Annotated in this window: 18 protein-coding genes; 5 read left to right on the forward strand and 13 right to left on the reverse strand. The window is 62.2% G+C overall.

What is annotated here, in order from left to right; all coding sequences use genetic code 11:
• Nucleotides 1-97: 97 nt before the first annotated feature.
• The 10 genes from hybE to LA321_RS17040 form a co-directional block, all read right to left on the reverse strand.
• Nucleotides 98-634, reverse strand: coding sequence for a hydrogenase-2 assembly chaperone (hybE, locus tag LA321_RS16995; RefSeq protein WP_042069503.1), 537 nt, complete (start codon nt 632-634; stop codon nt 98-100).
• Nucleotides 616-1,146: a HyaD/HybD family hydrogenase maturation endopeptidase gene (locus LA321_RS17000; protein ID WP_042069505.1), complete on the reverse strand. Its 531-nt coding sequence runs from the start codon at nt 1,144-1,146 to the stop codon at nt 616-618. Before LA321_RS17000 ends, hybE begins: the two co-directional genes overlap by 19 nt.
• Complete coding sequence (gene hybC, locus LA321_RS17005) at nt 1,146-2,849, reverse strand: hydrogenase 2 large subunit (protein WP_042069506.1); 1,704 nt, start codon at nt 2,847-2,849, stop codon at nt 1,146-1,148. Before hybC ends, LA321_RS17000 begins: the two co-directional genes overlap by 1 nt.
• Nucleotides 2,846-4,033 (reverse strand): Ni/Fe-hydrogenase cytochrome b subunit, encoded by a 1,188-nt coding sequence (gene hybB / locus LA321_RS17010; RefSeq protein ID WP_026457707.1) that lies wholly within the window; start codon nt 4,031-4,033, stop codon nt 2,846-2,848. Before hybB ends, hybC begins: the two co-directional genes overlap by 4 nt.
• On the reverse strand, nt 4,026-5,051 hold the full coding sequence (hybA, locus tag LA321_RS17015; RefSeq protein ID WP_042069508.1) for a hydrogenase 2 operon protein HybA: 1,026 nt from the start codon (nt 5,049-5,051) through the stop codon (nt 4,026-4,028). The genes hybB and hybA overlap by 8 nt, the downstream gene beginning before the upstream one ends.
• Nucleotides 5,052-5,053: 2 nt before the next feature.
• Nucleotides 5,054-6,187: a hydrogenase 2 small subunit gene (gene hybO, locus LA321_RS17020; protein ID WP_042026457.1), complete on the reverse strand. Its 1,134-nt coding sequence runs from the start codon at nt 6,185-6,187 to the stop codon at nt 5,054-5,056.
• Between the two features lie 832 nt (nt 6,188-7,019).
• Nucleotides 7,020-8,162, reverse strand: coding sequence for a glycosyltransferase family 4 protein (locus LA321_RS17025; RefSeq protein ID WP_082043347.1), 1,143 nt, complete (start codon nt 8,160-8,162; stop codon nt 7,020-7,022).
• Nucleotides 8,159-9,424, reverse strand: coding sequence for a glycosyltransferase family 4 protein (locus LA321_RS17030; RefSeq protein WP_042069509.1), 1,266 nt, complete (start codon nt 9,422-9,424; stop codon nt 8,159-8,161). Before LA321_RS17030 ends, LA321_RS17025 begins: the two co-directional genes overlap by 4 nt.
• Nucleotides 9,421-10,809 carry an O-antigen ligase family protein gene (locus LA321_RS17035; protein WP_042069511.1) on the reverse strand — a complete coding sequence of 463 codons (1,389 nt, stop codon included), beginning with the start codon at nt 10,807-10,809 and terminating at the stop codon, nt 9,421-9,423. The genes LA321_RS17030 and LA321_RS17035 overlap by 4 nt, the downstream gene beginning before the upstream one ends.
• On the reverse strand, nt 10,797-12,116 hold the full coding sequence (locus LA321_RS17040) for a lipopolysaccharide biosynthesis protein (RefSeq protein WP_042069512.1): 1,320 nt from the start codon (nt 12,114-12,116) through the stop codon (nt 10,797-10,799). The genes LA321_RS17035 and LA321_RS17040 overlap by 13 nt, the downstream gene beginning before the upstream one ends.
• Before the next feature lie 320 nt (nt 12,117-12,436).
• Between LA321_RS17040 and LA321_RS17045 the strand changes: the two genes are divergently transcribed.
• Genes LA321_RS17045 through LA321_RS17060 form a run of 4 tightly spaced genes read left to right on the forward strand, consistent with a single transcriptional unit; the run spans nt 12,437 to nt 17,485 of the window.
• A complete protein-coding gene (locus tag LA321_RS17045; protein ID WP_042069513.1) occupies nt 12,437-13,213 on the forward strand; it encodes an acyltransferase in 777 nt (258 codons plus the stop codon).
• Nucleotides 13,210-14,409, forward strand: coding sequence for a glycosyltransferase (locus LA321_RS17050; protein WP_042069515.1), 1,200 nt, complete (start codon nt 13,210-13,212; stop codon nt 14,407-14,409). The genes LA321_RS17045 and LA321_RS17050 overlap by 4 nt, the downstream gene beginning before the upstream one ends.
• Nucleotides 14,409-16,958, forward strand: a complete 2,550-nt coding sequence (locus LA321_RS17055) for a hypothetical protein (RefSeq protein ID WP_224212276.1) — start codon at nt 14,409-14,411, stop codon at nt 16,956-16,958. Before LA321_RS17050 ends, LA321_RS17055 begins: the two co-directional genes overlap by 1 nt.
• Before the next feature lie 11 nt (nt 16,959-16,969).
• On the forward strand, nt 16,970-17,485 hold the full coding sequence (locus tag LA321_RS17060; protein WP_224212225.1) for a hypothetical protein: 516 nt from the start codon (nt 16,970-16,972) through the stop codon (nt 17,483-17,485).
• Here LA321_RS17060 and LA321_RS17065 read toward each other — a convergent pair.
• Complete coding sequence (locus LA321_RS17065; RefSeq protein WP_042069516.1) at nt 17,460-17,912, reverse strand: hypothetical protein; 453 nt, start codon at nt 17,910-17,912, stop codon at nt 17,460-17,462. The two genes, LA321_RS17060 and LA321_RS17065, sit on opposite strands and share 26 nt — an antisense overlap.
• Nucleotides 17,896-18,717, reverse strand: a complete 822-nt coding sequence (locus LA321_RS17070; RefSeq protein ID WP_042069517.1) for a hypothetical protein — start codon at nt 18,715-18,717, stop codon at nt 17,896-17,898. The genes LA321_RS17065 and LA321_RS17070 overlap by 17 nt, the downstream gene beginning before the upstream one ends.
• A 94-nt stretch (nt 18,718-18,811) precedes the next feature.
• Between LA321_RS17070 and LA321_RS17075 the strand changes: the two genes are divergently transcribed.
• Nucleotides 18,812-19,660, forward strand: a complete 849-nt coding sequence (locus tag LA321_RS17075; RefSeq protein ID WP_042069518.1) for a DUF1194 domain-containing protein — start codon at nt 18,812-18,814, stop codon at nt 19,658-19,660.
• Between the two features lie 129 nt (nt 19,661-19,789).
• On the opposite strand, the gene LA321_RS17080 is transcribed toward LA321_RS17075, so the two are convergent.
• Nucleotides 19,790-21,499 (reverse strand): DUF262 domain-containing protein, encoded by a 1,710-nt coding sequence (locus tag LA321_RS17080; RefSeq protein WP_123246227.1) that lies wholly within the window; start codon nt 21,497-21,499, stop codon nt 19,790-19,792.
• Nucleotides 21,500-21,853 lie beyond the last annotated feature (354 nt).

The following is a 21,853-nucleotide window of genomic DNA, read 5'->3' on the forward strand; positions in this document are numbered from 1 at the left end:
TCTGTTTTGTCACTCATCGCGGGCAACAATTCGCCGGCGAAAGATGCGAGTGAGGGGCCAAAACGGCCCCTATTCTAAACCTGATGACGGATGAAACCTAACGCTCGGCGCCAGCGGCACCCGGCAGGCGCCGGCCACCAAACAGCCGTCGGCGCCCCAGATCCACGGCGCCACCGCCCTGTTGTACCGGCAGCGAGAGCAGCATCTTGAGGGTGCTGCTCACCAGCGCCTGCCCCTCCTCGGCCCCCAGGTGAGGATCGAGGGGGGACATGAGCGAGCAGGCCAGCAGCTGCCCCGTCTCGGGCAACTCCCCCACCATAAAGGTCATGTTGCCGCAGGGCAGTTGCAGCGCCAGGCGCGAGGCGACGGGGCGCAGCGGCCAGAGCTGTTCGGGCCCGGGCAGCACCACCACGCTCAGCATCCAGGGGGTGAGCACGCAGCCGAGCCACTGCCCCTCAAACGCCACGCACTCGGCCACAACCGGTATGCCCTGGCGATAAAAGGGCAGTGTCTGCATCTCGTCCCGGGCGATGCGCTGGTACTGGGCCACCAGCAAGGGAGCCGGGTTTTCGGCAAAACCGGCAAACTCGGCCACGTCGGCGGGCGCCTCGCTTATTAAATGGGACTGCGCCATAGGCCCTCCTTGTGCATCTCTGCCCGCTCCTCTTCAGATAGCGCTATGGCCGGGGTACCGAGCTCGGCCAGCAGGGTCAAAATCCGCCCCTTGGCCTCCTCCATCGCGGCCGTCACCACAGGGGTGAGGCCGATATGGGGTTCGAGGGACTCTGGTTCGACCCCGATCAGGGTGAGCCGCTTGGGCGACTCCCCCGTCATGTGCAGTGCCGAGAGCACATCCGCCAGCCCCAGCTGATGGGGGGAGATCTTGCGACCAAACAGGGTCGGGATCTCCTCATCCTTCAGGGTCACCACGGTGCCGGGCGGATTGCCGCTTCGCACCGCATCCGCCAGTATGATGTGATCGCGGCTCGCCATGGCCTCCAGCAGCTCCATGCCGGCGGTGCCGCCGTCGAGCAGCTCGATGCCGGGGGCGAAGCGGTATTCGCGCCCCAGCGCCTCGACGATGCGCACACCCACCGCCTCGTCGCTCAAGAGCAGGTTGCCCACTCCCAGGATCAGGGTATTCATCACAGCACCTTCACCCGGGTCACGTCGCCATTTTGGGCATCCACTACGTGGACCGCGCAGGACATGCAGGGGTCAAAGGAGTGGATGGTGCGCACCACCTCGAGGGGCTTGGCGGGATCGGCCACCGGGGTGCCCACCAGGGACTGCTCGTAGGGGCCGGGCTCATCGTTGAAGTTGCGCGGCCCCGAGTTCCAGGTCGAAGGCACCACCGCCTGATAGTTGGCGATCTTGCCCTCCTTGATGACCACCCAGTGGGAGAGCATGCCACGCGGGGCCTCTTCAAAGCCCACGCCACGAAACTCCTTGTCCGCCGGGATCTCCGCCTTGATGTAGGCGGTGGTATCCCCCTTGCCGATGTTCTCCACCAGCGCCTGCCACTGGTGGGCCAGGGTGTCTTTGAGCACGCAGCAGCGCACCGCCCGGCCTATGATGCGGCCCATGGTGGAGTGCAGTTGCTCGGGCTTGATGGCCGCCCCGGTGAGGGTCTTGTAGACACCATTGAGCTGATCAAAATGCGCCACTGTGTCCGGGTGCTTGGCCGCGAGTTTCACCAAGAGGTCTGCGAGCGGCCCTACTTCCACCACCTTGCCGTAGAAGGTGGGGGATTTGACCCAGGAGTACTTGCCGTCATCCTGCCAGCCGGTGTAGTTCGGCTCGGTCTTTCCCTCCCAGGGCTTGAGGGGTTCGTCATCCTGGTACCAGGCGTGCTTGTTGCTCTCGGCGATGCCATCCATCAGCCAGGCATCTTGGTGACTCTCGATGGGGCGATAGTTCGCCAGATCGCCGTTCTCGATGTAGCCGCCCGGCATCAGGAAGCTGCCGCCGTTGCCGTCGGTGGGGAGCTCAGGCACGCTCAGGTAGTGCTTGGCCCCCTGCCCCAGGGTCAGCCACTCGGGATAGTGGGCGGCGATGATGGCGGCGTCCACCTTGTAGACCTGCTCGATAAACTCGCCGAGGCGATCGATGAAGCTCTTCACATACATGAGGCGCTCGAGGTTGAGCACACTCGGCGCATCCAGGTTGATGGGGTTGGCGACACCGCCCACCGCCAAGTTCTGGATGTGGGGGGATTTGCCCCCCAGGATGGCGACGATGCGGTTGGCATCGCGCTGGCACTCCAGGGCTTGCAGGTAGTGGGCCACGGCGATGAGGTTCACCTCCGGGCTCAGTTTCATCTCCTTGTGACCCCAGTAGCCGTTGGCAAAGATGCCGAGCTGGCCGCTCGCCACCAGGGCGCGGATCTTGTCCTGCACCTTGGTCAGCTCATCGGCGCTGTTGAGGGACCAGGTCGATACCCCCTTGAGCATGTCCGCCGCCTTCTGCGGGTTGGCCTGCAGGGCCGCGGTGATGTCCACCCAGTCCAGCGCCGAGAGCTGGTAGAAGTGGACGATATGGTCGTGAATGTTGTGGGCCGCGATGATGAGGTTGCGGATGTACTGGGCATTGACCGGCACCTTGGCGCCGATGGCATTCTCCACCGCCCGCACCGAGGCGATGGCGTGGATCGAGGTGCAGACCCCGCAAATGCGCTGCACTATCATCCAGGCGTCGCGCGGGTCGTTGCCCTTGACGATCTCTTCCATCCCGCGCCACATGGTGCCGGATGACCAGGCTTTGGTCACTTTTCCGCCTTCGATTTCACAGTCGATACGCAGGTGCCCCTCGATGCGGGTGATGGGGTCTATGGTGATACGTTGGCTCATACGTTGGCTTTCCCTCGGGCCTGATAATCTTGGTGAACACGTTCAAGTGATGGCAGTACCGGCAACAGCCGGATCAGCAGCAAATAGGCACACACTTCGATGGCAACGAAGCCAAGGGAGATCAGCACCTCCTCGGTGCTGGGGAAGTAGTGATAGCCATTGCCGGGGTTGAAGGCGAGCAGGGAGTAATCCAGTCGCCAGAGGGCCGAGCCCAGCAACATGCTGAGTGCCCCCAGGAACAACATGCGCGAGTCGCGGCGGCTCTTGTCCCAGTGGAACACCAGCAGCGGGAAGATCATCAGCGCAATCTCGCTCCAGAACATGATGGAGTAGCGGCTCCACTCGGAGAGGTACTCCGACTTGTCGTGGATGACGATCTCCGCAAAGCGCAGGGCCACAAACAGGATCAGGAAGATGTCGATCACCTGGGTCAGTTTGTAGAAGAGCGGCTTCTCGTTGGGGCCCCGCCCCGCCAGTCCCGCCTGCACCAGGGATCCTTCAAACACGACGATGGAGAAGCCCATGATGAAGGCGGTCAGAAGCGAGAAGACCGGCAGCAGCTCGTAGCTTTGCCAGAGCGGATGGATCTTCTCCCCCGCCACTATCATCAATGACCCCATGGAGGACTGGTGCATGGTGGGCAGCAGGGCCCCGAGCGCCAGGATGAAGAACATGATCTTGTTAAGCCGCGCCATGGAGGTCTTCCAGCCGAACTTCTCCAGCAGCACGGGGGCGAACTCCAGGGCCATCACACCGATGTAGATGGTCATGCAGACCGCCGTCTCGAACAGCACCGAGGAGGTGTTGAAGTGACCCGGCAGGTAGAAGTACGGCAGGTTCCAGTAACGTCCCACGTCGATGGTGATGGAGAGCCCCCCCAGGGAGTAACCAAAGAGGCTCGCCAGCAGCGCCGGACGCACCAGAGGGTGATACTCGCCCCGGTTGAAGACATAGACGGCCCAGGCCAGCGCCCAGCCACCGCACGCAAAACCGGTGCCGATCAACAGGTCAAAGGAGATCCACAGACCCCAGGGGTAGCCCCCGTTGAGATCGGTAACCGAGCCCAGCCCGAAAAACAGCCGCTTCAAGATCAGCATGCCGCACAGCACGGCGAAGGGCGCCAGCACCAGCACCGGCCAGCTGACCAGCTTGCCGCCGAGCGGATGCGCCTTGTGATTACTCATGATCCTTGCCTCCCTTGTCACTACCCTGATCGTGGCCTGCATCATGGTGGTGATCGTGGCCGTTCTTCTTGGTATTGCGGCGGATCAGCACCGAGAGGCCGGTCAGCACCACCATCGGCAGCACCATCCCCTTGTAGAGGGTGTGCTGGATATGTTCGGAGCGGGCGCCGGAAGAGAGCTCCGGTAGATCGGGCATGTCGAGCTTGGTGTAGGGCACGCCGGCCAGCACCAGCACCTGGGTGCCGCCGCCCTCTTTCTCGCCATAGACGTAGGGCTGGTAGTTGGGCACTTCATGCAGGTAAGGGTCATTGGCCTGCAGGGTCTGGCGCGGATAGGCGTATTCGCTGCCGGGGGGCGCCAGCAGACGGCGCTTGGCCTCGGCCAGCAGCTCTTCACGGGTGCCGAAGATGACGGCGCCGGTGGGGCACACTTCGACACAGCCGGGCAGTTTGCCCTGATCGATCCGCTCAAGTCCCTTCTGGTTGCACAGCTCGCACTTGTGAATGGCGCCCAGGGGGTTGTCGTACTCGTATTTGGGTACGTCGTAGGGGCAACCCACCATGCAGTAGCGACAACCGGTACAGACGTCCGGGTCGTAGTGGACGATGCCGGTCTTGGGGTCCTTTTTCAGGGCCTGCACCGGGCAGACGGAGACACAGTTGGGATCGACGCAGTGCATGCACTGCTTCTTGATGTAGGCGTAGCCATCCACCAGTTGATCCTTGTGCTCGCCGGTGCCGCTTCGCCACACCTGAATGATGTTGTTGGTGTAGGGGGTCAGCTTGTCGTTGTTGGACCAGATCTGATCGCCGGCCGGATTGGCCGGGTTGCCGTTCAGGCGCTGGCACTCCGCCACGCAGGCCTGACAGCCGACGCAGAGGGTGGAGTCATACAGCATGCCCAGCGCCCCGGGTATGGGCGGGTTGTTCTGGGCGCCCGCCAGAGCGTTGCCGGAGACGGTTGTGCCCGCCGCCAGTGCACCGACGGAGGCAAATTTGAGGAAATTGCGTCTGTTCACGGTTACTCCTCCCGTGATGGGTGCTGCCCGGCTTCGTGGCGCTTCTGCTGGCGACCGAGTTCACGCACCGTCATCAGACTCACCCCGACCAGCACCCCGAGGGCGCCACCGATGAGACCGCTGGCCGTCGGGGTGATGTGTCCCCCTTCCTGGATGGCCACATCGGGCTTCTCTGCCCGCGGAGTGGGATTTTCCACCTTGGCGAGCTGGAAGATCCCCTTGCTAAAACCCACCCCCTGCTCGTTGCAGCCGTAGCAAGGGTGGCCGATACCCACCGGCCAGATGCCGCCGCCGATGTCGCAAAACTCCAGGGTCGAGCAGTTGCCGTAAGTTTCGGGGCCCTTGCAACCCAGGTGATAGAGGCACCAGCCCTGACGGTGACCCTCGTCGCCAAACTCCTTGGCAAAGCGGCCGGCATCGAAGTGGGGGCGACGCTCGCAGTTCTCGTGGATGAGCCGCTCGTAGGCAAACAACGGGCGCTTCTTGGCATCCAGCGCCGGCAGCTTGCCGTAGGTGATGTAGTAGGCCACCGTGGTGAGGAAGTTGTGGGGATTGGGCGGGCAACCCGGAATATTGATGATGGGAGTGCCGATATTGCCGAGGGCCTCTTCCAGGCTCACGGCGCCGGTGGGGTTGCCACCGCTGGCGGGTACCCCGCCCCAGGCGGAGCAGGAGCCGATGGCGATGACGGCAGCCGCGTCGGCTGCGGCGCGGCGAATGTGATCGACGATGGGTTCACCGGCCACCATGCAGTAGATGCCGCCATCCTTGAGCGGAATGGAGCCATCCACCACCAGCACGTACTTGCCCTTGTAACGCTCGATGGCGTTGTGCTTGTTCTGTTCCGCCTGATGACCGAAGGCCGCCGAGAGCACCTCGTGATACTCGAGCGAAATGGTGTTGAGGATCAGGTTCTCTATGGTGGGGTGAGTGGCACGGAGCAGCGATTCGGTACAACCGGTACACTCCTGCGCGCCGATCCAGATCACCGGTGGCCGCTCGGGGCTGGTGAGTGCCGTGGCCATCTGGGCCACCGCATGTTGACTTAATCCCAGGGTTGCGGCCATCCCGGCGCACAATTTCATAAAATCACGGCGACTAATTCCATGAGCCGATAAAAAATTATCCTCGACCATTCTTCTTATTCCCGTTTGTGAGCACTTGTTTAAATGCTTAGTAACGGAAATGCTAAGGATTCACTCCCCCTGCTATATTGATCTCCATCAATTCCCTTGGGGTTACCCATATATTCCGGGCGAGTTACATCACAAATAACCTTATTTACCCCCAAAGGGATACTCAATGCCTCGTGGTTTTTATAATTTTAATTGGATATTAATTAATTAATCAAAGAGGCAAAACCTATTCTTTTTTATTTTATTTAACACATCGTGAAGTGGTTCAAACAGGCTTATTTAACAGACTGTTTTCTTGCCATAACTGGCTACTGATATATACCTTTAGCCATTATGCTGCATATATGCCACCGCCCCCAGTCAGGGCTTGCACCGCCTCACTCCATGACTGAAGGACAGCGCCGCAGACCTTGCCAAACCTGGCGTTTATAGCATCCTGGCACGACTTCCCTCCCTCTAACAAACTGCTCAAGATGAGGGCGACAACCATGAATAGTAGATATTAAGAGGCAGCCACAAGGGATCTCATCGGCAATAAAATGCATCAACATTCAAATTTTCAGTGTGAATAAAGGCTGGCCTGCGGGAGATCAGACAATCATTTAAACTGATTTATAACCTGGTCGTTAACCATTGAAAAACACTGATGTTAACACCTGAAACAGAAACATTTACCTTCACGTCACCTTGCCGGATTGACCAGGGCGTAAATAGATAGAGCGCCCCTCATGATATTGATAATAATTCTTGTTTCATGGGGCATACACTATTAGCGGATTGCACTTGCGCCCCCTTTAAATATGTTGCGCAACAGCACGCTGATTGCTTTTTATCAGCGAAGCAACCTCTCCCAGCCGTCCACCACGCTGGCGTAAGCCTGCCCCGCGCGATAACCGGCACCTGCCAGCTGGCGGGCATTGGCACCAAGGGCGCTGACCCGCGCCGGATCCGCCTGCAGGGCACCAAGGACCCGGGCCAGATCCTCCGCATCTCCCGGCAGGTATTTGCAGCAATGGATGCCATCACCAAGCTGCCTGTCCCACCAGGCCCCGTCGGCGGGGATCACCACGCACAGGCCGGCAGCCATCGCCTCCAGAATGGAGAGACCGAACGGCTCCTGATGGCTGGTCGAGACGAAGATGCCGCAGCGGGCGCGGATCTCGTCCAGATTGGCGGGATTGGCATGCCAGCGGGTATCGGGCAGATCCGGTCTCGGCTGGCTGCAGGGCTGCAAGGTTCCCTTGGGCTGCAGGTAGCAGACCTCCAGTTCGGGGCGCCGCCCGCTCATGGCCTGATGGGCCGCCAGCATGGTCTCGAGCCCCTTCCAGCGCAGCAGGGAAGCCGCCCACAGGATGCGGGGACCGCCCCGGGTGGCCGTCGGCCACTGCTCATCACTGAGGCCATTGGTGAAAGATTGCCAGTGAGCGGGAAACGCCGACTCGCCGAGCCGGTTCAATAGTGCCCCGAGGGAGGGGCGGCAGCTCTCGAGATAGCAGACCTGACTGGCTCGCCGCAACGCGCGCGCCGAGAGGCCGGAGCAGCCCACCGGGCCGTGGATAAGCTGCACCACGGGAATGCCGAGCACCCGGGCCGCCCAGTAGCTGCACAGATCCACCCCGGGGCCGGAGGCCGCCAGCAGGCAGCGCACCTGCCCCAATCGCCAGCAGAGAGCCAGGATCATCAGGGTCTGCCAGCCCTGCTTGAGCAGATAACCGGCCCCGGATTCGCGCCCCCGCAGCCAGGAAGGGAGCCAGAGCCTGTGGTGCCGGCAACGGGGCCAGGAGTCGGGATCCAGGGTCAGCACATGGCAGGTCAGCTCAGAAAATCGCCCGGCCAGCTCATCCAGCATCACCTCGGTGGCCACCTTGGAGCCGCCGCGAAAGGAGATGGGATCCACCAGCACTATCTTGCCGCCCTTGCCAACCTTGCCCTCTTGGTTACCCTTGCCGGCAGCCGCATCCTGGTGCTGGGTCATGATTGCACTCCTTCGTCCGATTGGATGGCCGCGGCCCGGCCCCCGGCCAGCGCACCTTCCCCCGCAAGGCCCACCCTGGCCAGCAGCCGCTGGCCGAGCCAGCGCACCATGCGTCCGTAGGGGGGGAGCTCGGGGCTATCCCAGCGCCCCGCCAGCGCCGCCGACCAGAGCTCGCTCACCTTCTCCACATAACGCCGGACAGTGAACAGCTGGTTAGCCCGAGTCTGCCCTGCCCTCCCCAATCGGCTGCGCAGGGCGGGATCGCCAAATCGCTGCCAATGAGCCGCCATCTGGCGCCAGTCACCGGGATCGGCCAACAGGCCCGTCACCGTGTGTTCCACCACCTCGGGGATCCCCCCCACCCGATAGGCGCTGACCGGCAGCCCCAGCATGCCCGCTTCGGCCAAGGTCAAACCAAACACCTCCTCACGGGCGCCGGAGACCAGCAGATCCACCCCGCCGCGCAGGATGGCGGCGCTGTCGGGACGCTCCCCGAGAAAGTGCACCCGCCCGGCCACTCCCAGCTCAGCGGCCAATGCAGTGAGCGCTGCCAGCTCGGGGCCGCTGCCAATCACCAGCAGCTGTGCCTCCTCCCCCTGTCGGGTAATTTCTGCCAGGGAACGGATCAGCAGGTCCACCCCCTTGCGCTTGATCAGCGACCCTATGGTGGCCAGGATCAGATCCCCCGGCGGCAGCTCCAGCATGCCGAGCACGGGCCAGTGGCGCCCCTCGCTCAGGCGCGCGCCGTCCACCCCGTTGGCGATATGAACCAGCCGGCTGTGCTCGCAGCCATCTTCCCGCCAGGGGGCCAGCACCGGCTGGCTCACCCCGATCAGCACGTTGGCCTGATGCACCCGGAGGGTAAACCTGTCTCTGGGCTGATAACGGGCGTGCAGATGGCACACCAGCGGCACCTTCATCTTTCGGCACACCCCGGCCAGCCACTGGCAGGGGGCGGCGCTGTTGGCGTGCACCAGGGTGATGCCATGCTCCTCGATTAGCGCCTGCGCCCGCTGGCACAAGGCCCGATGGGCGGCCAGATCGAAGCGGGGAGCTTGCCAGCCCAGCAGCAGGGTAAAGGGCTCGACCAGCGCCTTCACCCCGAGCAGGGCGGCCTCCTGCGCCAACAACTGACTGTTGCACCAGAGCAGGGGGGCAAAACGGCTGCGATCCAGGTGGGCCAGCAGATCCAGCAGGCAGCGCTCGCTGCCACGGATCCAGTTCTCGCCGTAATGCACCAGCAAAATGGGGGTTGCGCTCATGACTCTGCTCCCTTTTCCTGTTTATTCCGCTCCGCCTCGGCCATGGCCATTTCCACTTCTCTGGCCTGCCGGACATATTTGATGGCTGCCACCGCCAGCGACAGCTCCAGATAGATGGGCCAGGTAAAGCCCTGGGTCAGGAAGGATCCCGAGATGACGAACCCCACCATGCTCGCCATCACCCCCTGCATGGCTGTGACTACTGCAGGAGGCATGCCATCCAGTGAGCAGCGCCAGGTCCGGTAGAGGGTGACCACCACCATGCCGATGAAGATGAACAGCCCCACGAAGCCGGTTTCCGCCAGCACCCCGAACCAGGTGGAGTGCACCGCGTGGTTGAGGCCGTCCCAGTGGGGGCTGAAGAAGAAGTAGTTGTAGTAGAAATTGGAGAGCCCCACCCCGATGAGCGGATGGGCCAGCGCCATGCCCCAGGCGGCCTGCCAGGCGTAGAGGCGGCCCATGGCCGAGGCATCCACCCCGCTCTCCGCCGCCCCGCCGGAGGCCCTGTCGCTTATCCCGGCAGCGGCAAACAGCACCAGCAGCGCCAGGGTGCCGCATAGGATCAGCACGGTTTTCGACTGCACCCGCTGCCAGGCAAAGAGGCCGCTCACCGCGCAGATCCCGAGCAAACCGCCGCGACTCTGGGTGGCGATGATGGCAGCGGCCACCAGCACGAAGCCCACCGCTCCCAGGATGCGCCCTCCCAGGCCATTGCCCCGGTTGAGCAGCAGACTCAGGGAGAAGCCGGCGGGAAACAGCAGCACCAGCGCCAGATCGTTGGGATCCCCCAGCACCGAGCCGAGCTCGCGCCCTATGGTGACCCGGGTCCCCTCCACCAGCCCGATGCCGCTGCTCTTGTTGTAGAGCGCCACCAGCGCCACCATGCAGCCGGCCACCACGAAGGCCCGCACCGCCAGGGCGAAGTCCTCCGGCCTGCGCACCAGCCAGGCGGTGGCGAGCGTCATCAGGTAGATCTTGCTGTAGCTGCCGGTCCAGGTGGCGATCGCCTCCCCCCGGTTGCTGGCAAACAGCACCCCGATGGAGACCATTACGAAGAAGGCGGTCAACCAGCTGAGGGGCTGGCTCCAGTAGGGCCTGATGCGGCCGGTCAGCAGGGTGTGCCAGATCAGGGCGCCAATCGCCGCCAGCGAGAAGAGCAGCGGGATCTTGAGGGGATAGAGCTGGGGAAACACCTCGTGCAGGCGGAAAAACGAGAAGGTGACGAACCCCAGCACCATCAGAAACGGCCAGCGCAGGGCAAACCAGATGGCGGGAATGGCCAGCCCCAACACCGGCAGCAGCAGCGGGTGCGGCAGCCGCCACCAGAGTCCGGCCACCAGCAGGGTGGCAGTCAGCCCCCAGAGGGCGTGGCTCAGGCGGCCCATTGCCCTGCCCACCACTGGCCGAGCCACATCATGGCAAGGGAGCCGGCACCGCTCGCCCACAGCGCCGAGAGGCGATATGGCAAGGGCAGCAACCGCTGGCTCACCAGATAGAAGGCGAGCGCCCGCACCAGATAGACCAGCAGCAGGGTCCAGATCACCCCGGCCACCCCGAAACGCGGAATGGCGAGCAAAAAGCCAAGGACGCCGAGCAGACTGCATCCCAGATTGATAACCATCTGGGCCTTGCTCTCCTCGCCGCTGAAGCAGCCAACATTGAGCAGGTCAGAGACGTTGCGCACCGCCATCCCCAGCACCAGCAGCGGGATATAGGCGATGGCCCCGTGATAGCTCTCGGGAGTAAGCCCGCGAATAAGCAGAGGCGCGGTGAGCCCCACCACCCCGGCGGTGGCAAACCCCAGCACGGAGCCCAGCACACTGTAGTGGGCGTTGAGACGCAGGCCGTCCGGCTCCTTGAGCAGCATGAAGCGGCGCGGATACCACCAGAGGGCGAAGGGTTGTAGCAAGAGCCCCACCGCCAGCGCCAGCTTGCCCGCCACCGCGTAGTAGGCCAGCAGCGCCTCGCCGACGTGCTCGGCCAGCAGCCAGCGATCCAGCCCGCTCAGGGCAAAACCCGCCAGCCCGCTCACCACCAGCGGCAGGCCGTAGCGCAGCAGGGGGCGGTAGTGTTGCCAGTCAAAGCGGATGCCGCCATCACGCCACTGCCAGAGGCTCAGCAGCAGCGCCAGCCCAACGCAGGTGAGGGTGCCGGAGGCAAGCACCCCGCTCACTCCCCAGCCAAGCCAGAGCCACCAAGCGGTCAGCAGGGACTGGATCACCGCCTTGCCGGCGGTGGCCACGAAGAAGAGACGGGCCTGATTGCGCATCCGCAGCCAGGCCAGCGGCACCCCGATCACCCCCTCGAACGGCAGGGCGCTGAGCACCCAGCGCACATCGGCAAGGCGGGTTTCGGTTGGCAGCAGCCGCTGCACCAGGGGTGCCAGCCACCAGAGCAGCACCAGGCTGGCCAGGGCGATGATCCAGACCAGGCCGAACACCCGCGCCACCACCTGCTTGCGCTCGCCCTCATCTGCCGCCATCCCGGCGAAACGATAGAGGGCGTCAACCAGCCCGAACCCCAGGATGAGGGAGCCCAGGTTGATGATGGTCAAGAGCACCTCCAGCTGGCCATACTCCCGGGGCGCCAGCAGGTGGGTCAGCACCGGCAGCATCAGCAGGGAGATCCCCTTCATCAGCAAGAGGCCGGCGGCGTAATAGAGCATGGCTATCTGGTTTACTCCGAGTCTCATATGGCCTCCCAGCCACCAGGCAACGGATCTTGGGTCATCTGGGGTCAGCCAATGCAAGGGGCACGCCAGCCGGTGCAATTCCCCGTGTTGCCCTGTATGTCGCGCTCTCGCCCTTCACAGCAATGCACATTAGGCCCAAAATGAATCTGATTTTTTGCGTTTTGCAGCCCGGCCGGCGCAATTTGCACAGCGCCTTGCCACCCAACCCCCTTGCTGGCGGCCGGCGCGAGCCAGCAGCGTGCTGAGCGTCAGTTGGCCCGATCCCTGCTAGTGCCTGACAGGTCGGCCATGACGGCGGCAGAGCCAAGGGAGAGCACACCATGAACAGCATCAGCCTGTACCGGATGAAAACCTGGGCCAAGCAAGGGGAGACGCCTCTGGCCCGCCTGTTGTGGCGACTCGCCAAGGGGGCCCGCAGCTGGAGCTTTCCCCTCATCCCGCCCCTGCACGGCCTGCTCTATCGCCTCTACCGGCTGGCAAGCCAGACACTCGCCACCCTGGCCCGCACCCTCTGGTGGACGCCGCTGTTCCAGTCCCGCCTGCGCGCCCCCGCTCCCCGCCTCTATCTCTATGGCGGCATCCCCTTTATCAGCGGGCCCGTGTCGATTGCGGTCGGTGCGGATTGTCGCCTCAGTGCCGCCATGACCATCAGTGGCCGCCCGTCGAGCAAGGGGCCCGCACTCAGGATTGGCAACAACGTCGGCATCGGCTGGCAGACCACCATCGCCGTGGGCAGCCAGGTGGTGCTCGGCGACAACGTGCGCATCGCCGGGCGCGCCTTTCTCGCGGGCTACCCTGGCCACCCGCTGGATGCCCAGGAGCGGGCCCGGGGGCTGCCGGATCGGGACGAGCAGGTCGGCGACATCGTGCTCGAGCACGACGTCTGGCTCGGCACCGGTGCCATGGTGATGGCGGGGGTGACCATAGGGGCCGGTACCGTGGTCGCCGCCGGCAGTATCGTGACCCACAGCCTGCCCGCCGGGGTGCTGGCCGCCGGGGTGCCGGCCCGGGTGCTGCGCCCCCTCGATGCGAAAGATTGCCACGACGCGCTGGCAGAGAACGCCGCCAGCCGCCTGAGTGAGGAGAAGCAGCCATGAAACCGTCGAGCGCACAGCCCCAGCTGGTGGTACTGGGGGAGGACTGGGGTCAGCACCCCTCCAGCACCCAGCACCTGATCAAACGCCTGCTGCCGGACTATCGGGTGCTCTGGGTCAACTCCATCGGCCTGCGCCGCCCCCGCCTCAACGTGCGCGACCTTGGCCGGCTCGGCCGCAAGCTGGGGGCCGTGCTGCGCCGCCCGGCCAAAGGCCAGGCCCAGTCAGCCGCCATCCAGAGCGGGCCGACGCCCCAGGTGATGCCGCCGCTGGCGCTGCCCCTGCCCGGCAGCCCGTTGGCGGGGCGGATCAACGGCCACTGGCTGGCGGCCCAGATCCGCCGCCAGCTGCCCGAGCTCGACAGGCCGCTGCTCTGGATCTCCCTGCCAAGCGCCGTTGATCTGGTGGGCAAGCTCGGCGAGCGGGCGGTGATCTACTACTGCGGCGACGACTTCTCGGCCCTGGCGGGGGTGGATCACGCCGCCATCGCCCGCTGCGAGGCCAGGCTGGTAGAAAAAGCGGACCTTATCCTGGCCGCCAGTCCGGCGCTGGCCAGCCGCTTCCCCCCCCACAAGACCCGGCTGCTGAGCCACGGGGTGGATCTCGGGCTCTTTATGCCACCCCAACCCAGGCCGGCTGATCTGCCGAGCGGACGCCCCATCGCCGGGTTTTACGGCAGCCTGAGCGACTGGATAGACGTCCCCCTGCTCGCCGAGACCGCCCGCGCCCTGCCCCACTGGGATCTGGTGCTGATAGGACCGCAGCAAACCGATTTGAGCCCGCTGGCAGGATTGCCGAACGTGCACCTGCTCGGCCCCAGACCACACCACACCCTGGCCGCCTACGCCCAGCACTGGCAGGTGAGCCTGCTGCCCTTTGTCGACAATGCCCAGATCAGGGCCTGCAATCCCTTGAAACTGCGCGAGTATCTGGCGACCGGCCGGCCCGTGGTCAGCACCGATTTTCCGGCGCTGGACGGCTATCGGGCGCTGGTCCATCTGCCCCGCCCGGGCGACAGCCTGGCCCAGGCCATCCAGCGCGCCGCCCTCGACGCCCCCGGGCAGGACTGGTTCCTGCGCTACGAGTGGGAGGCGCTGACCCGGCACGAGGGAAAAGCGCAGCGCCAGCAGGCGGTGGCACAGCAGAGCTGGGATCACAGGGCCGATGAACTGAAAACCTGGCTGGCGGGGCTGGCTTGATGGACTGGCTGGCGGCGCGTCTGCACAAGACGCTCTGGTTGCAGGTCCTCGGCCTGCTGACCCTCAGCCTGCTAACAGGAAGCACAGTGCTGGCGGCAAGCCGCCTTGATGGCCCCACCCCCTTGCCACTGAGCGGCGAGCAGACGCCCCAGCGGCTCACCTTCGAGCGCCTGCCCTGGCCCGTCGGGGCGGATGACGAACTGGTGATCGAGGGTCACAATCCCGCGGCTGGCCCCCAGACCCTGATCCTGCGGGTCGACGACGCCGCCTCGGTCAACTACCGCAGCCGGGTCAATCTGGAGCGGATCATCCCCCCAGGTCCTTTTACCCTGCGCTTTTCGTTAAGCGACTGGCGCACCGCCCAGCCCAGGGCCCTGGCTCTCGACCAGCTCACCAAGCTCTATCTCTTTATGGCTGACGGGGCGACACCGCTCACCCTTACACGCTGGTACTGGTCCCCCGGGCTGACCCTGCCCGCCGGCACCATAGCCCTCGATCTGGGGGCGAGCGATGCCCCTCGCTTTACCGGTTTCGAGACCCTGGCACAGGGGGATCCGCGTCTGCTGGGCCACCCCAGCCCCATCTTGCGCCCCTCCGGCGATGCGCTGATCCGCGACGGGCTGCGCAACCTCGACGGCGTCAGACTGAACGCACCCAAAGGGCACTACCAGCTCACCCTCTGGCTCGACGATCCGGGCGAGTGGGAGTACCTGCCCCATCCCCTCGAGCGCAGCGTGCTGATCGACGGCGAGCCGGTCTGGGCCGAGCGGTTGCAGCCGGACGAGTGGCTGGCCCAGCGCTATCTCGCCGGTCAGCAGCAGGAGGCGCTGCCCAATCCAGACCCCTGGCTGCTGTTTGGTGCCCGCCAGGGGGGGCCGGTCAGCCTGGTGCTCGAGCACCCTGGCGGCCCGCTCACCCTCACCCTGGGGGGCAATTCGCCGGATGCGAAATTTCTCTCCGGCCTGCTGCTGGCCCCCTATCCGGCGGCGGACAAGCAGGCTGACGCCAAGACGGACGCTCCTGCGCTGGCCGAAGCCACCCGACTGGTGCTGGCCAAGCAGCGCCAGCTCTTTACGGAGAAGTGGGCCCTGGCCCCCTATTCGCTGCCAGAATCCCCCGCTCGCCTCACCCTGACCCCCATCGCGCCGGGGCAGCCGACCTTGAGTGCCAGGGCCAGCCCGGCAGCCCCCGCCACTCCCGTACTGGCCGCCCAAGGCAGCCAGCTGCTGCTGGAATTCATCATCGAGACGCCCGAGGATGACGCCGCCCCCCTGCTGGTGATCCAGCCGCCGGCGGCCAATGGCGTCACCCTGCCGCTGACCCCCTACCACGGCCAGTGGCATCTGGTGCGCCCCCAGGCGAGCGGCACCCTGCTGCTCCCCTCGGATCAGGAGCTGGTGGAGGGGGTGGCGGGGCTCACTCTCAAGCGCCGGGTACCAAGGCGCCTGGTGCTGCATCTTCCCATCCCGCGAGATGCACCGGCTGGGCGCTATCAGGGCAATATCCAGCTGCTCAGCCACCAGCAGCTGGTGCAACTGCCGTTAGAGGTCGAGGTGCTGCCCCTGATCCTGCCCGCCGCCGGCAAGCCGGTCGGCATCTACCTCGACACGCCCCCCTACCTTGGCTGGTTCGGCCAGGGCCCGGAGCTGGCCAGCGCCCAGCTGGCCGCCAGTCGTTGCGATCTGGCGCGGCTTGCCGGGCTTGAGATAAGCGGCGTTGCCCCCGCCCTGCCCCAGGATGAAGCCGGGATGCGCACTACCCAGGAGGAGGCCATCGGCCTTGGTTTTCACATGCCGCTGCTGGCCTACGCTTCGCTCAAGCGCTGGGGCAGCGATACCAACAGCCGGCTCGATGCCTGGCAACAGCGCCAGGCGGCCTTTCGCGCCCAGGGGCTGCCGCCCCTGGCCTGGAGCCTGTTTGACGAGCCCGATCTCGGCGCCCTGCCCGCCATTCAAGCCATGGCCCGCGAGATGAAACGGCGGGATCCTGCCGTGGTGCGGGCCGGTCACTTCAACCACCCCGCCCAGGCGCCCTTGCTGGCCGAGGTGGAAATAGCCCTGGTCAACGCAGGCTTTGGCGCCGACAAGGCCGATGTGGAACGGGTGAGGGCCGCCGGGGCTGCCCCCTGGTTTTACAACCTCGACACCCCGCGCGCCGCCGGCTTCTACCTCTGGCAGAGCGGGGCCGAGGGTTATCTGCAGTGGCACGGACGCATGCCCACCGCCCTGCCCTACGACCCCACCGACGGGCGCGAGAGCGACTTTCTGCTGCTGGGCCCGCAGGCCTGCGAGGCCCATCGCCTCTCCTATGATCTGCTGTTGCTGCAACAGGGCATCGAGGATCTGCGCTGGCTCGCCTGGCTCGAGCAGGCGGCGCGCCAACAGGTGGAGGCGGCCCTGCTGCTGCAGCGGCTGCGCGAGGCGGTGCCCAGCCGCTGGCAGCAGGCCGAAGCACTCCCCGCCAGCCGCTGGGCCAGCTTTCGCGGCGAGATTGAACAACTGGCCAAGCGCTTGAAAACATTGCAAACTGGAGCCAATTCATCCCCCTGACTGGCCAGCTTATGCCGCATCAGAACGTCACCAACATAAAGGCTTTTGGGCGCCAGAGTGCCGGGCGTCGTCCCCGCCACATCAAGCTTGTCGCAGGCTTGCTGCTCTCCTTGCTACCCTCTTTGCTACTCACTGGCTGTGCCCGCCAAACGCCCACCGAGGATCCCTTCCCCATGCTGGCTCAGTTGCGCCAGCAGCAGCTGGCCGAGCAGGCCCAGCTGTCGCTGACTTATCAGGAGGAAGCGGTGATGTTGGCGGCGGATCAGGAGCAGCAGTTGCACCAGTTTCTCGGCCAGCGGGATCCGGCGAAGATAGCCCTTATCAGCGGCCCCGGGCCGCAGACCGACATGCTGGAGAGTGCGCGCCTTGCCAGCAGCCGCCTTGGCAAGCTGGCCAGCCTGCTCAGTGCCCGCGCCATCGAGCTCGAACCACGTTACGACCCCATGCTGGCCCCGAACAGCCTGCTGATCAGGGTGCTGCCCGCCAATGCGGCCAGCACCCTCAGCGAGGCTCGCCAGGCGCAATAAGGGCAAGACAGGCCGCAGGCAGCGCGACCCGATAGAGGGGGGCCGGCGCGTCGCCCCACAGCTTGTGCCAGCCCTGATTGAGCCGATACGCCAGCAGTGGCGGCTCCGGGTGCCACTGCCCCCGAAACATCACCCCCTGCAGCTGGCCTTTGCCTGCGAGTCGCACCGACATGGCCTCCCGATCCGGGGCCACCGCCATCGCCTGCAAGACCCCGTCACAATCGGGGTGGCGCAGCCGGTAGCCGACATAGGTGCCCCCCAGCAAGGGGCTGGCCCCCTGCCGCAGCCAGCCGAGCTGGCGGAGCTCCTGCAGCATCTGGCCAGTGCCATCCACCGGTTGGCGGTGCTGATAGCGCCACCCCATGGCACCGGTGGAGGCCAGTGCCAGCAGCACCAGCCAGAGATAGCCCCTAATCGGTGGTGACATGGCGCCTCCTGCTAAACAGCTGTGTCATCAGCAACAGCAGCACCAGCCACTGGTAGAGCTGGGCAAGCGTGCCGGTATGCAGCCAGCCGTACCAGCGCAGATCCAGGCTCATCAGCACCAGCCGCAGCTGGTTGCTGCCGATATAGAGCAGCAAGACCAGCCCCAGCAGGGGCAGCTGACGGTGCAGCGCCCGCCCGGGGGCGAGCCAGCAGGAGGAGACCAGCCAGGCCAGCGCCACCAGATAGAGCTGGGAGAACGAGGAGCAGCCCTTGAGCACGATCAGGGCGTGCCCCCCCACCCGCTCGATGCGATTGCCGCTTTGCACCGTCTCCCACCCCAGCAGTTGCAGCCACTGGCCCACTCCCCAGGCATCGAGCGCCAGCACGGGGCCGGAGCAGAGGGCAAAGAGCTGCTGCCCCCACAGCACGGCCAGGGTGAAAGCCACCACGATGTGCAGCGCGGCGCGCTCGTCCCAAGGCTGCTGGCGCCGCCACAGGCTCGCGGCCAGCAGCAGGCAAGCCAGCGCCTTGCAACTGGCGCTCGGGATCAACAGCAGCAGCGAGAAGAGCAGCAGAGCGGCGCGGCCAGGTTGCCAGGCTGGCGCAACCCGCGATGCAATTTGCCACCAGATGGCAATCAGCAACACCACCAGCAGGTTGAAATGGCCCGTATTGAGCCACACCATGGCCCACTGATTGACCAGCCCCAACAGCAACCAGTTGGGCGCCCACTGCCAGGGACGGATCTCCATCGCCTCACCCCGCACTTGTTCGTTTTCATCCTGTTTGCAGACCGCAAATTTCATGCCTGCTGCTGATACCTGCAAAGTGGCACGCTTTATTCATTCTCCCCATCGGCACTGAGGATCAGGGCCAGGCCCCAAGGAGAAGGAGCGAGCAATGAGACTAAAACCGTTGGCAGGGCTGGTGGGGATGCTGCTGGTCAGCGCCCCCGCCTACGCTTTGACCGAAGTGGATACCGAGCTGCAACTGCTGATGGACGTGTCAGGCAGCGTCAGCGCGTCCGAATTCAACCTGCAGTTGCAGGGCTATGTGGATGCCTTTTACAGCCAGGCGGTGCAAGACGCCATCCTGGATACCAGCGACGGCAAGCTGGGCACCATCGCCGTGCAGATGGTGATGTGGAGCGGCTCGACCCAGCAGGCGGTGATGACCGACTGGTTCTACCTCTATGACATGACCTCCATCAACGAGTTTGCCGCCACCCTTGACGCCCTGACACGCCCCTACTCGGGGATGACGGCACCGGGCTCGGCCATGGAGTTCGGCGCCCTGCAGTTCGATACCAACGACTTCACCGCCACGCGCCAGGTGATGGATGTCTCCGGTGACGGGATCCAGAACGCCGGACTCGACACCGCCACGGTGCGGGATCAGCTGCTCGCCTCCGGCATCGATACCATCAACGGCATCACCATAGGCCAGGACTACCCCGATGGGGTGCTGCAGGATTGGTATCTGAACAATATCGCCGGCGGCGAGGATGCCTTCGTCATCAACGCCACCACCTTCGCCGATTTTGGCAGCGCCCTGGAGCTGAAGCTCGCGGCCGAGATTGAGGGGGGTATTATCCCGGAGGGTGCACTGGCGGCCCCCATCGAAGAGATCCCGCTGGCGGCCCAGCTGCTGCTCGGCATGCCCTTGCTGCTGGCCTGGCGTTATCAGCGCCGTGCTCAAGGCCGTAATCAGCAGAACGCCGGATGGCAACGGATGCCGATCATCGGTTAGCAGTTATTCGTTGTTGAACCATTCATAGCATACAGGGAGCCATGGCTCCCTGGGTTAAAACGATCATAATACCTCAAATATCCTTTCAGATTTTTACGTCCGTGCGTGTTGACTTGTCATGCTTGAAAATCAATTAACAGCTGGCCAGGTTTGAATGGCCCATTTACAAAACTCTTTGTTTTGATTTTCAATCTGCGCAATATTCCACTTTGCTTTAGCACTGAGCTTTTGAGTAACTTTCCAATTAGAGCCCTTGAAAGCTTTTCGCTTCTCCGACCAGTCTATATCTTTTATTTTTGAATTCTGCCCTTTGGTTAACGGTGTTAAATTACCAATAGAATTAAGATGATAATTATGCTCTGCAACTGAAAAGTCTACTGCCCAATGTCCTATTCTATTTTTTGGCATTACATGTTCAACTGAAAAATCATTTATTGCATTGTCATAGCCATTCTCCTGATTCATGATCACCTCACGCTGAATCATCAAGTACTTAGTGATTTGTCGGCTATACATGTTGTCTTTTACAAGAGCATTCATTACTGCTTCATCATCGGGACAGCGAATAGTCGTTGTAATTATTTTTTCAGAAAGCTTTTTTTTATCTGCGCCGGCCTTAATCCACAACCCCTTAAAAACAGCATGCAACCCAGTCGGTTCTAAACCAACGATCGCTCTTCTTACTAAAAATGATTCCACTAGTGACAGGCACTCCAAAACTTGTTTTTTGGATGACTTATTTCTTCTTAGAGAATCAATCAACTGAATCAAATATGGCCAAGTTACTGTTGTTTTTGGCATAAAGCTAAAGCGTTTCAATGCATTATTCACCTGGGAGTCAAAATCACTGATAGGACTATAGTCCACCAAGGATATATATATATCCGCCAGTTTCTTCATATCTGTGATAATGGCCTCTGGCTTCATTTTTTCCCATGACTTCTGTAACTCAGGGAAAGACTTACTCTTGGAGATGTCCCCCTTGAATTTAATAGTTGAATATATTGTGATATATTGTTCGAAAGATTTCTCTGGAAATGATTTTTCAAATGGCTTCCAGTGTTTCTCGTAAAATTTATCTAAGACATCTGTCTTGTCCTCATTCAACCGCGAAAAAACATCATTTCTGACAAGATCTGCTATCGTTAGCGGTTCCCCCATAAAATTAAGCTTAGAAAATGCTGTATTAGCATCATCGTTTGGTTCTAGAGTTATCTGCACATACTCAACATGATGAAGAAGCTTTTCTTGAAAATTATCTACAGCGTCTTTCAAAAAAAGACCTTCTTCGTTAAAGAAGCTCTCTTTAAAATGCTTTTTGATATTTTTCCATTGATTTGAAATGCCTGTTTTTCTTGACGCAACATCCCTATTAATTTCACTTAAGTTCCAATCCAAACAATCTATTTCATTTTCTAGGATATCAAAAAGCTGGTGTCGATCTTGCAAAGTTGGTAGTAACTTCGGCATTCCAGCATGCTTTCCCGCAGAAAACGCAAGATACGTTTCGGCTAGAGTTTTAGCGTCATCATTCTCCTTCCCTTCGCTATAGGTCCAGACAAGACCTGCGATTAAAAGGTAGATTGTTGTAAGCCTCTGTTGACCGTCAATAATAAGATATTCATTTGGTGACTTAGTCCCCCCACGTTTTCCATAGTCTTGAACGACTGTCGCTCCAATGAATTGCACAGAATTTTCATCAGTAGCATTTTCTATATCATCAAGTAATGCTTGAAGGTTATCGTAACTCCAAACGTAATATCGTTGGTAAACTGGCGCAGAATATCTAACTGATCCATCGAAGGTCTCGTGAATATTATTCTTATCTGGATTCTTCACTCTCTTTCCTTAAAATTAAAGTTGTGGATAGAATCCACCAATAGGAACTTCCATCTAACTCCGCTCTACCACATCTCACTACAATCAACGAATAACTTTAAAATCAACACATTAGCAATCAGCTTATGACTTATATGCGAATTGTTAATTAGCCACAACAGTTCCACTTGTATCACCGTGATAAATCACAGTCAAGAAACGGAATCAGAAACTGCCACCAGACTTGATCGCCGTAATCACATCCCAATTCGATGCAAACCATAGTCGTTGGTCAAGACGCTATCTGAGTGACATAAAAAAGGCCTCATTACGAGGCCTTATCAGAAATATTCGGGTTCAGAGTAGTGGCCTGCC

It is taken from the genome of Aeromonas enteropelogenes (assembly GCF_020097295.1).
Taxonomy (GTDB): domain Bacteria; phylum Pseudomonadota; class Gammaproteobacteria; order Enterobacterales; family Aeromonadaceae; genus Aeromonas; species Aeromonas enteropelogenes.

Coding starts and splice junctions, on each gene's coding strand:
- LA321_RS17000 (WP_042069505.1), bottom strand. CDS start 1,146: ATGAATACCCTGATCCTGGGAGTGGGCAACCTGCTCTTGAGCGACGAG.
- LA321_RS17045 (WP_042069513.1), top strand. CDS start 12,437: ATGAACAGCATCAGCCTGTACCGGATGAAAACCTGGGCCAAGCAAGGG.
- LA321_RS17025 (WP_082043347.1), bottom strand. CDS start 8,162: ATGACCCAGCACCAGGATGCGGCTGCCGGCAAGGGTAACCAAGAGGGC.
- LA321_RS17030 (WP_042069509.1), bottom strand. CDS start 9,424: ATGAGCGCAACCCCCATTTTGCTGGTGCATTACGGCGAGAACTGGATC.
- hybB (WP_026457707.1), bottom strand. CDS start 4,033: ATGAGTAATCACAAGGCGCATCCGCTCGGCGGCAAGCTGGTCAGCTGG.
- LA321_RS17060 (WP_224212225.1), top strand. CDS start 16,970: ATGCCGCATCAGAACGTCACCAACATAAAGGCTTTTGGGCGCCAGAGT.
- LA321_RS17035 (WP_042069511.1), bottom strand. CDS start 10,809: ATGGGCCGCCTGAGCCACGCCCTCTGGGGGCTGACTGCCACCCTGCTG.
- LA321_RS17065 (WP_042069516.1), bottom strand. CDS start 17,912: ATGTCACCACCGATTAGGGGCTATCTCTGGCTGGTGCTGCTGGCACTG.
- LA321_RS17070 (WP_042069517.1), bottom strand. CDS start 18,717: ATGAAATTTGCGGTCTGCAAACAGGATGAAAACGAACAAGTGCGGGGT.
- LA321_RS17040 (WP_042069512.1), bottom strand. CDS start 12,116: ATGAGACTCGGAGTAAACCAGATAGCCATGCTCTATTACGCCGCCGGC.
- LA321_RS17075 (WP_042069518.1), top strand. CDS start 18,812: ATGAGACTAAAACCGTTGGCAGGGCTGGTGGGGATGCTGCTGGTCAGC.
- hybE (WP_042069503.1), bottom strand. CDS start 634: ATGGCGCAGTCCCATTTAATAAGCGAGGCGCCCGCCGACGTGGCCGAG.
- hybC (WP_042069506.1), bottom strand. CDS start 2,849: ATGAGCCAACGTATCACCATAGACCCCATCACCCGCATCGAGGGGCAC.
- LA321_RS17055 (WP_224212276.1), top strand. CDS start 14,409: ATGGACTGGCTGGCGGCGCGTCTGCACAAGACGCTCTGGTTGCAGGTC.
- LA321_RS17050 (WP_042069515.1), top strand. CDS start 13,210: ATGAAACCGTCGAGCGCACAGCCCCAGCTGGTGGTACTGGGGGAGGAC.
- hybO (WP_042026457.1), bottom strand. CDS start 6,187: ATGGTCGAGGATAATTTTTTATCGGCTCATGGAATTAGTCGCCGTGAT.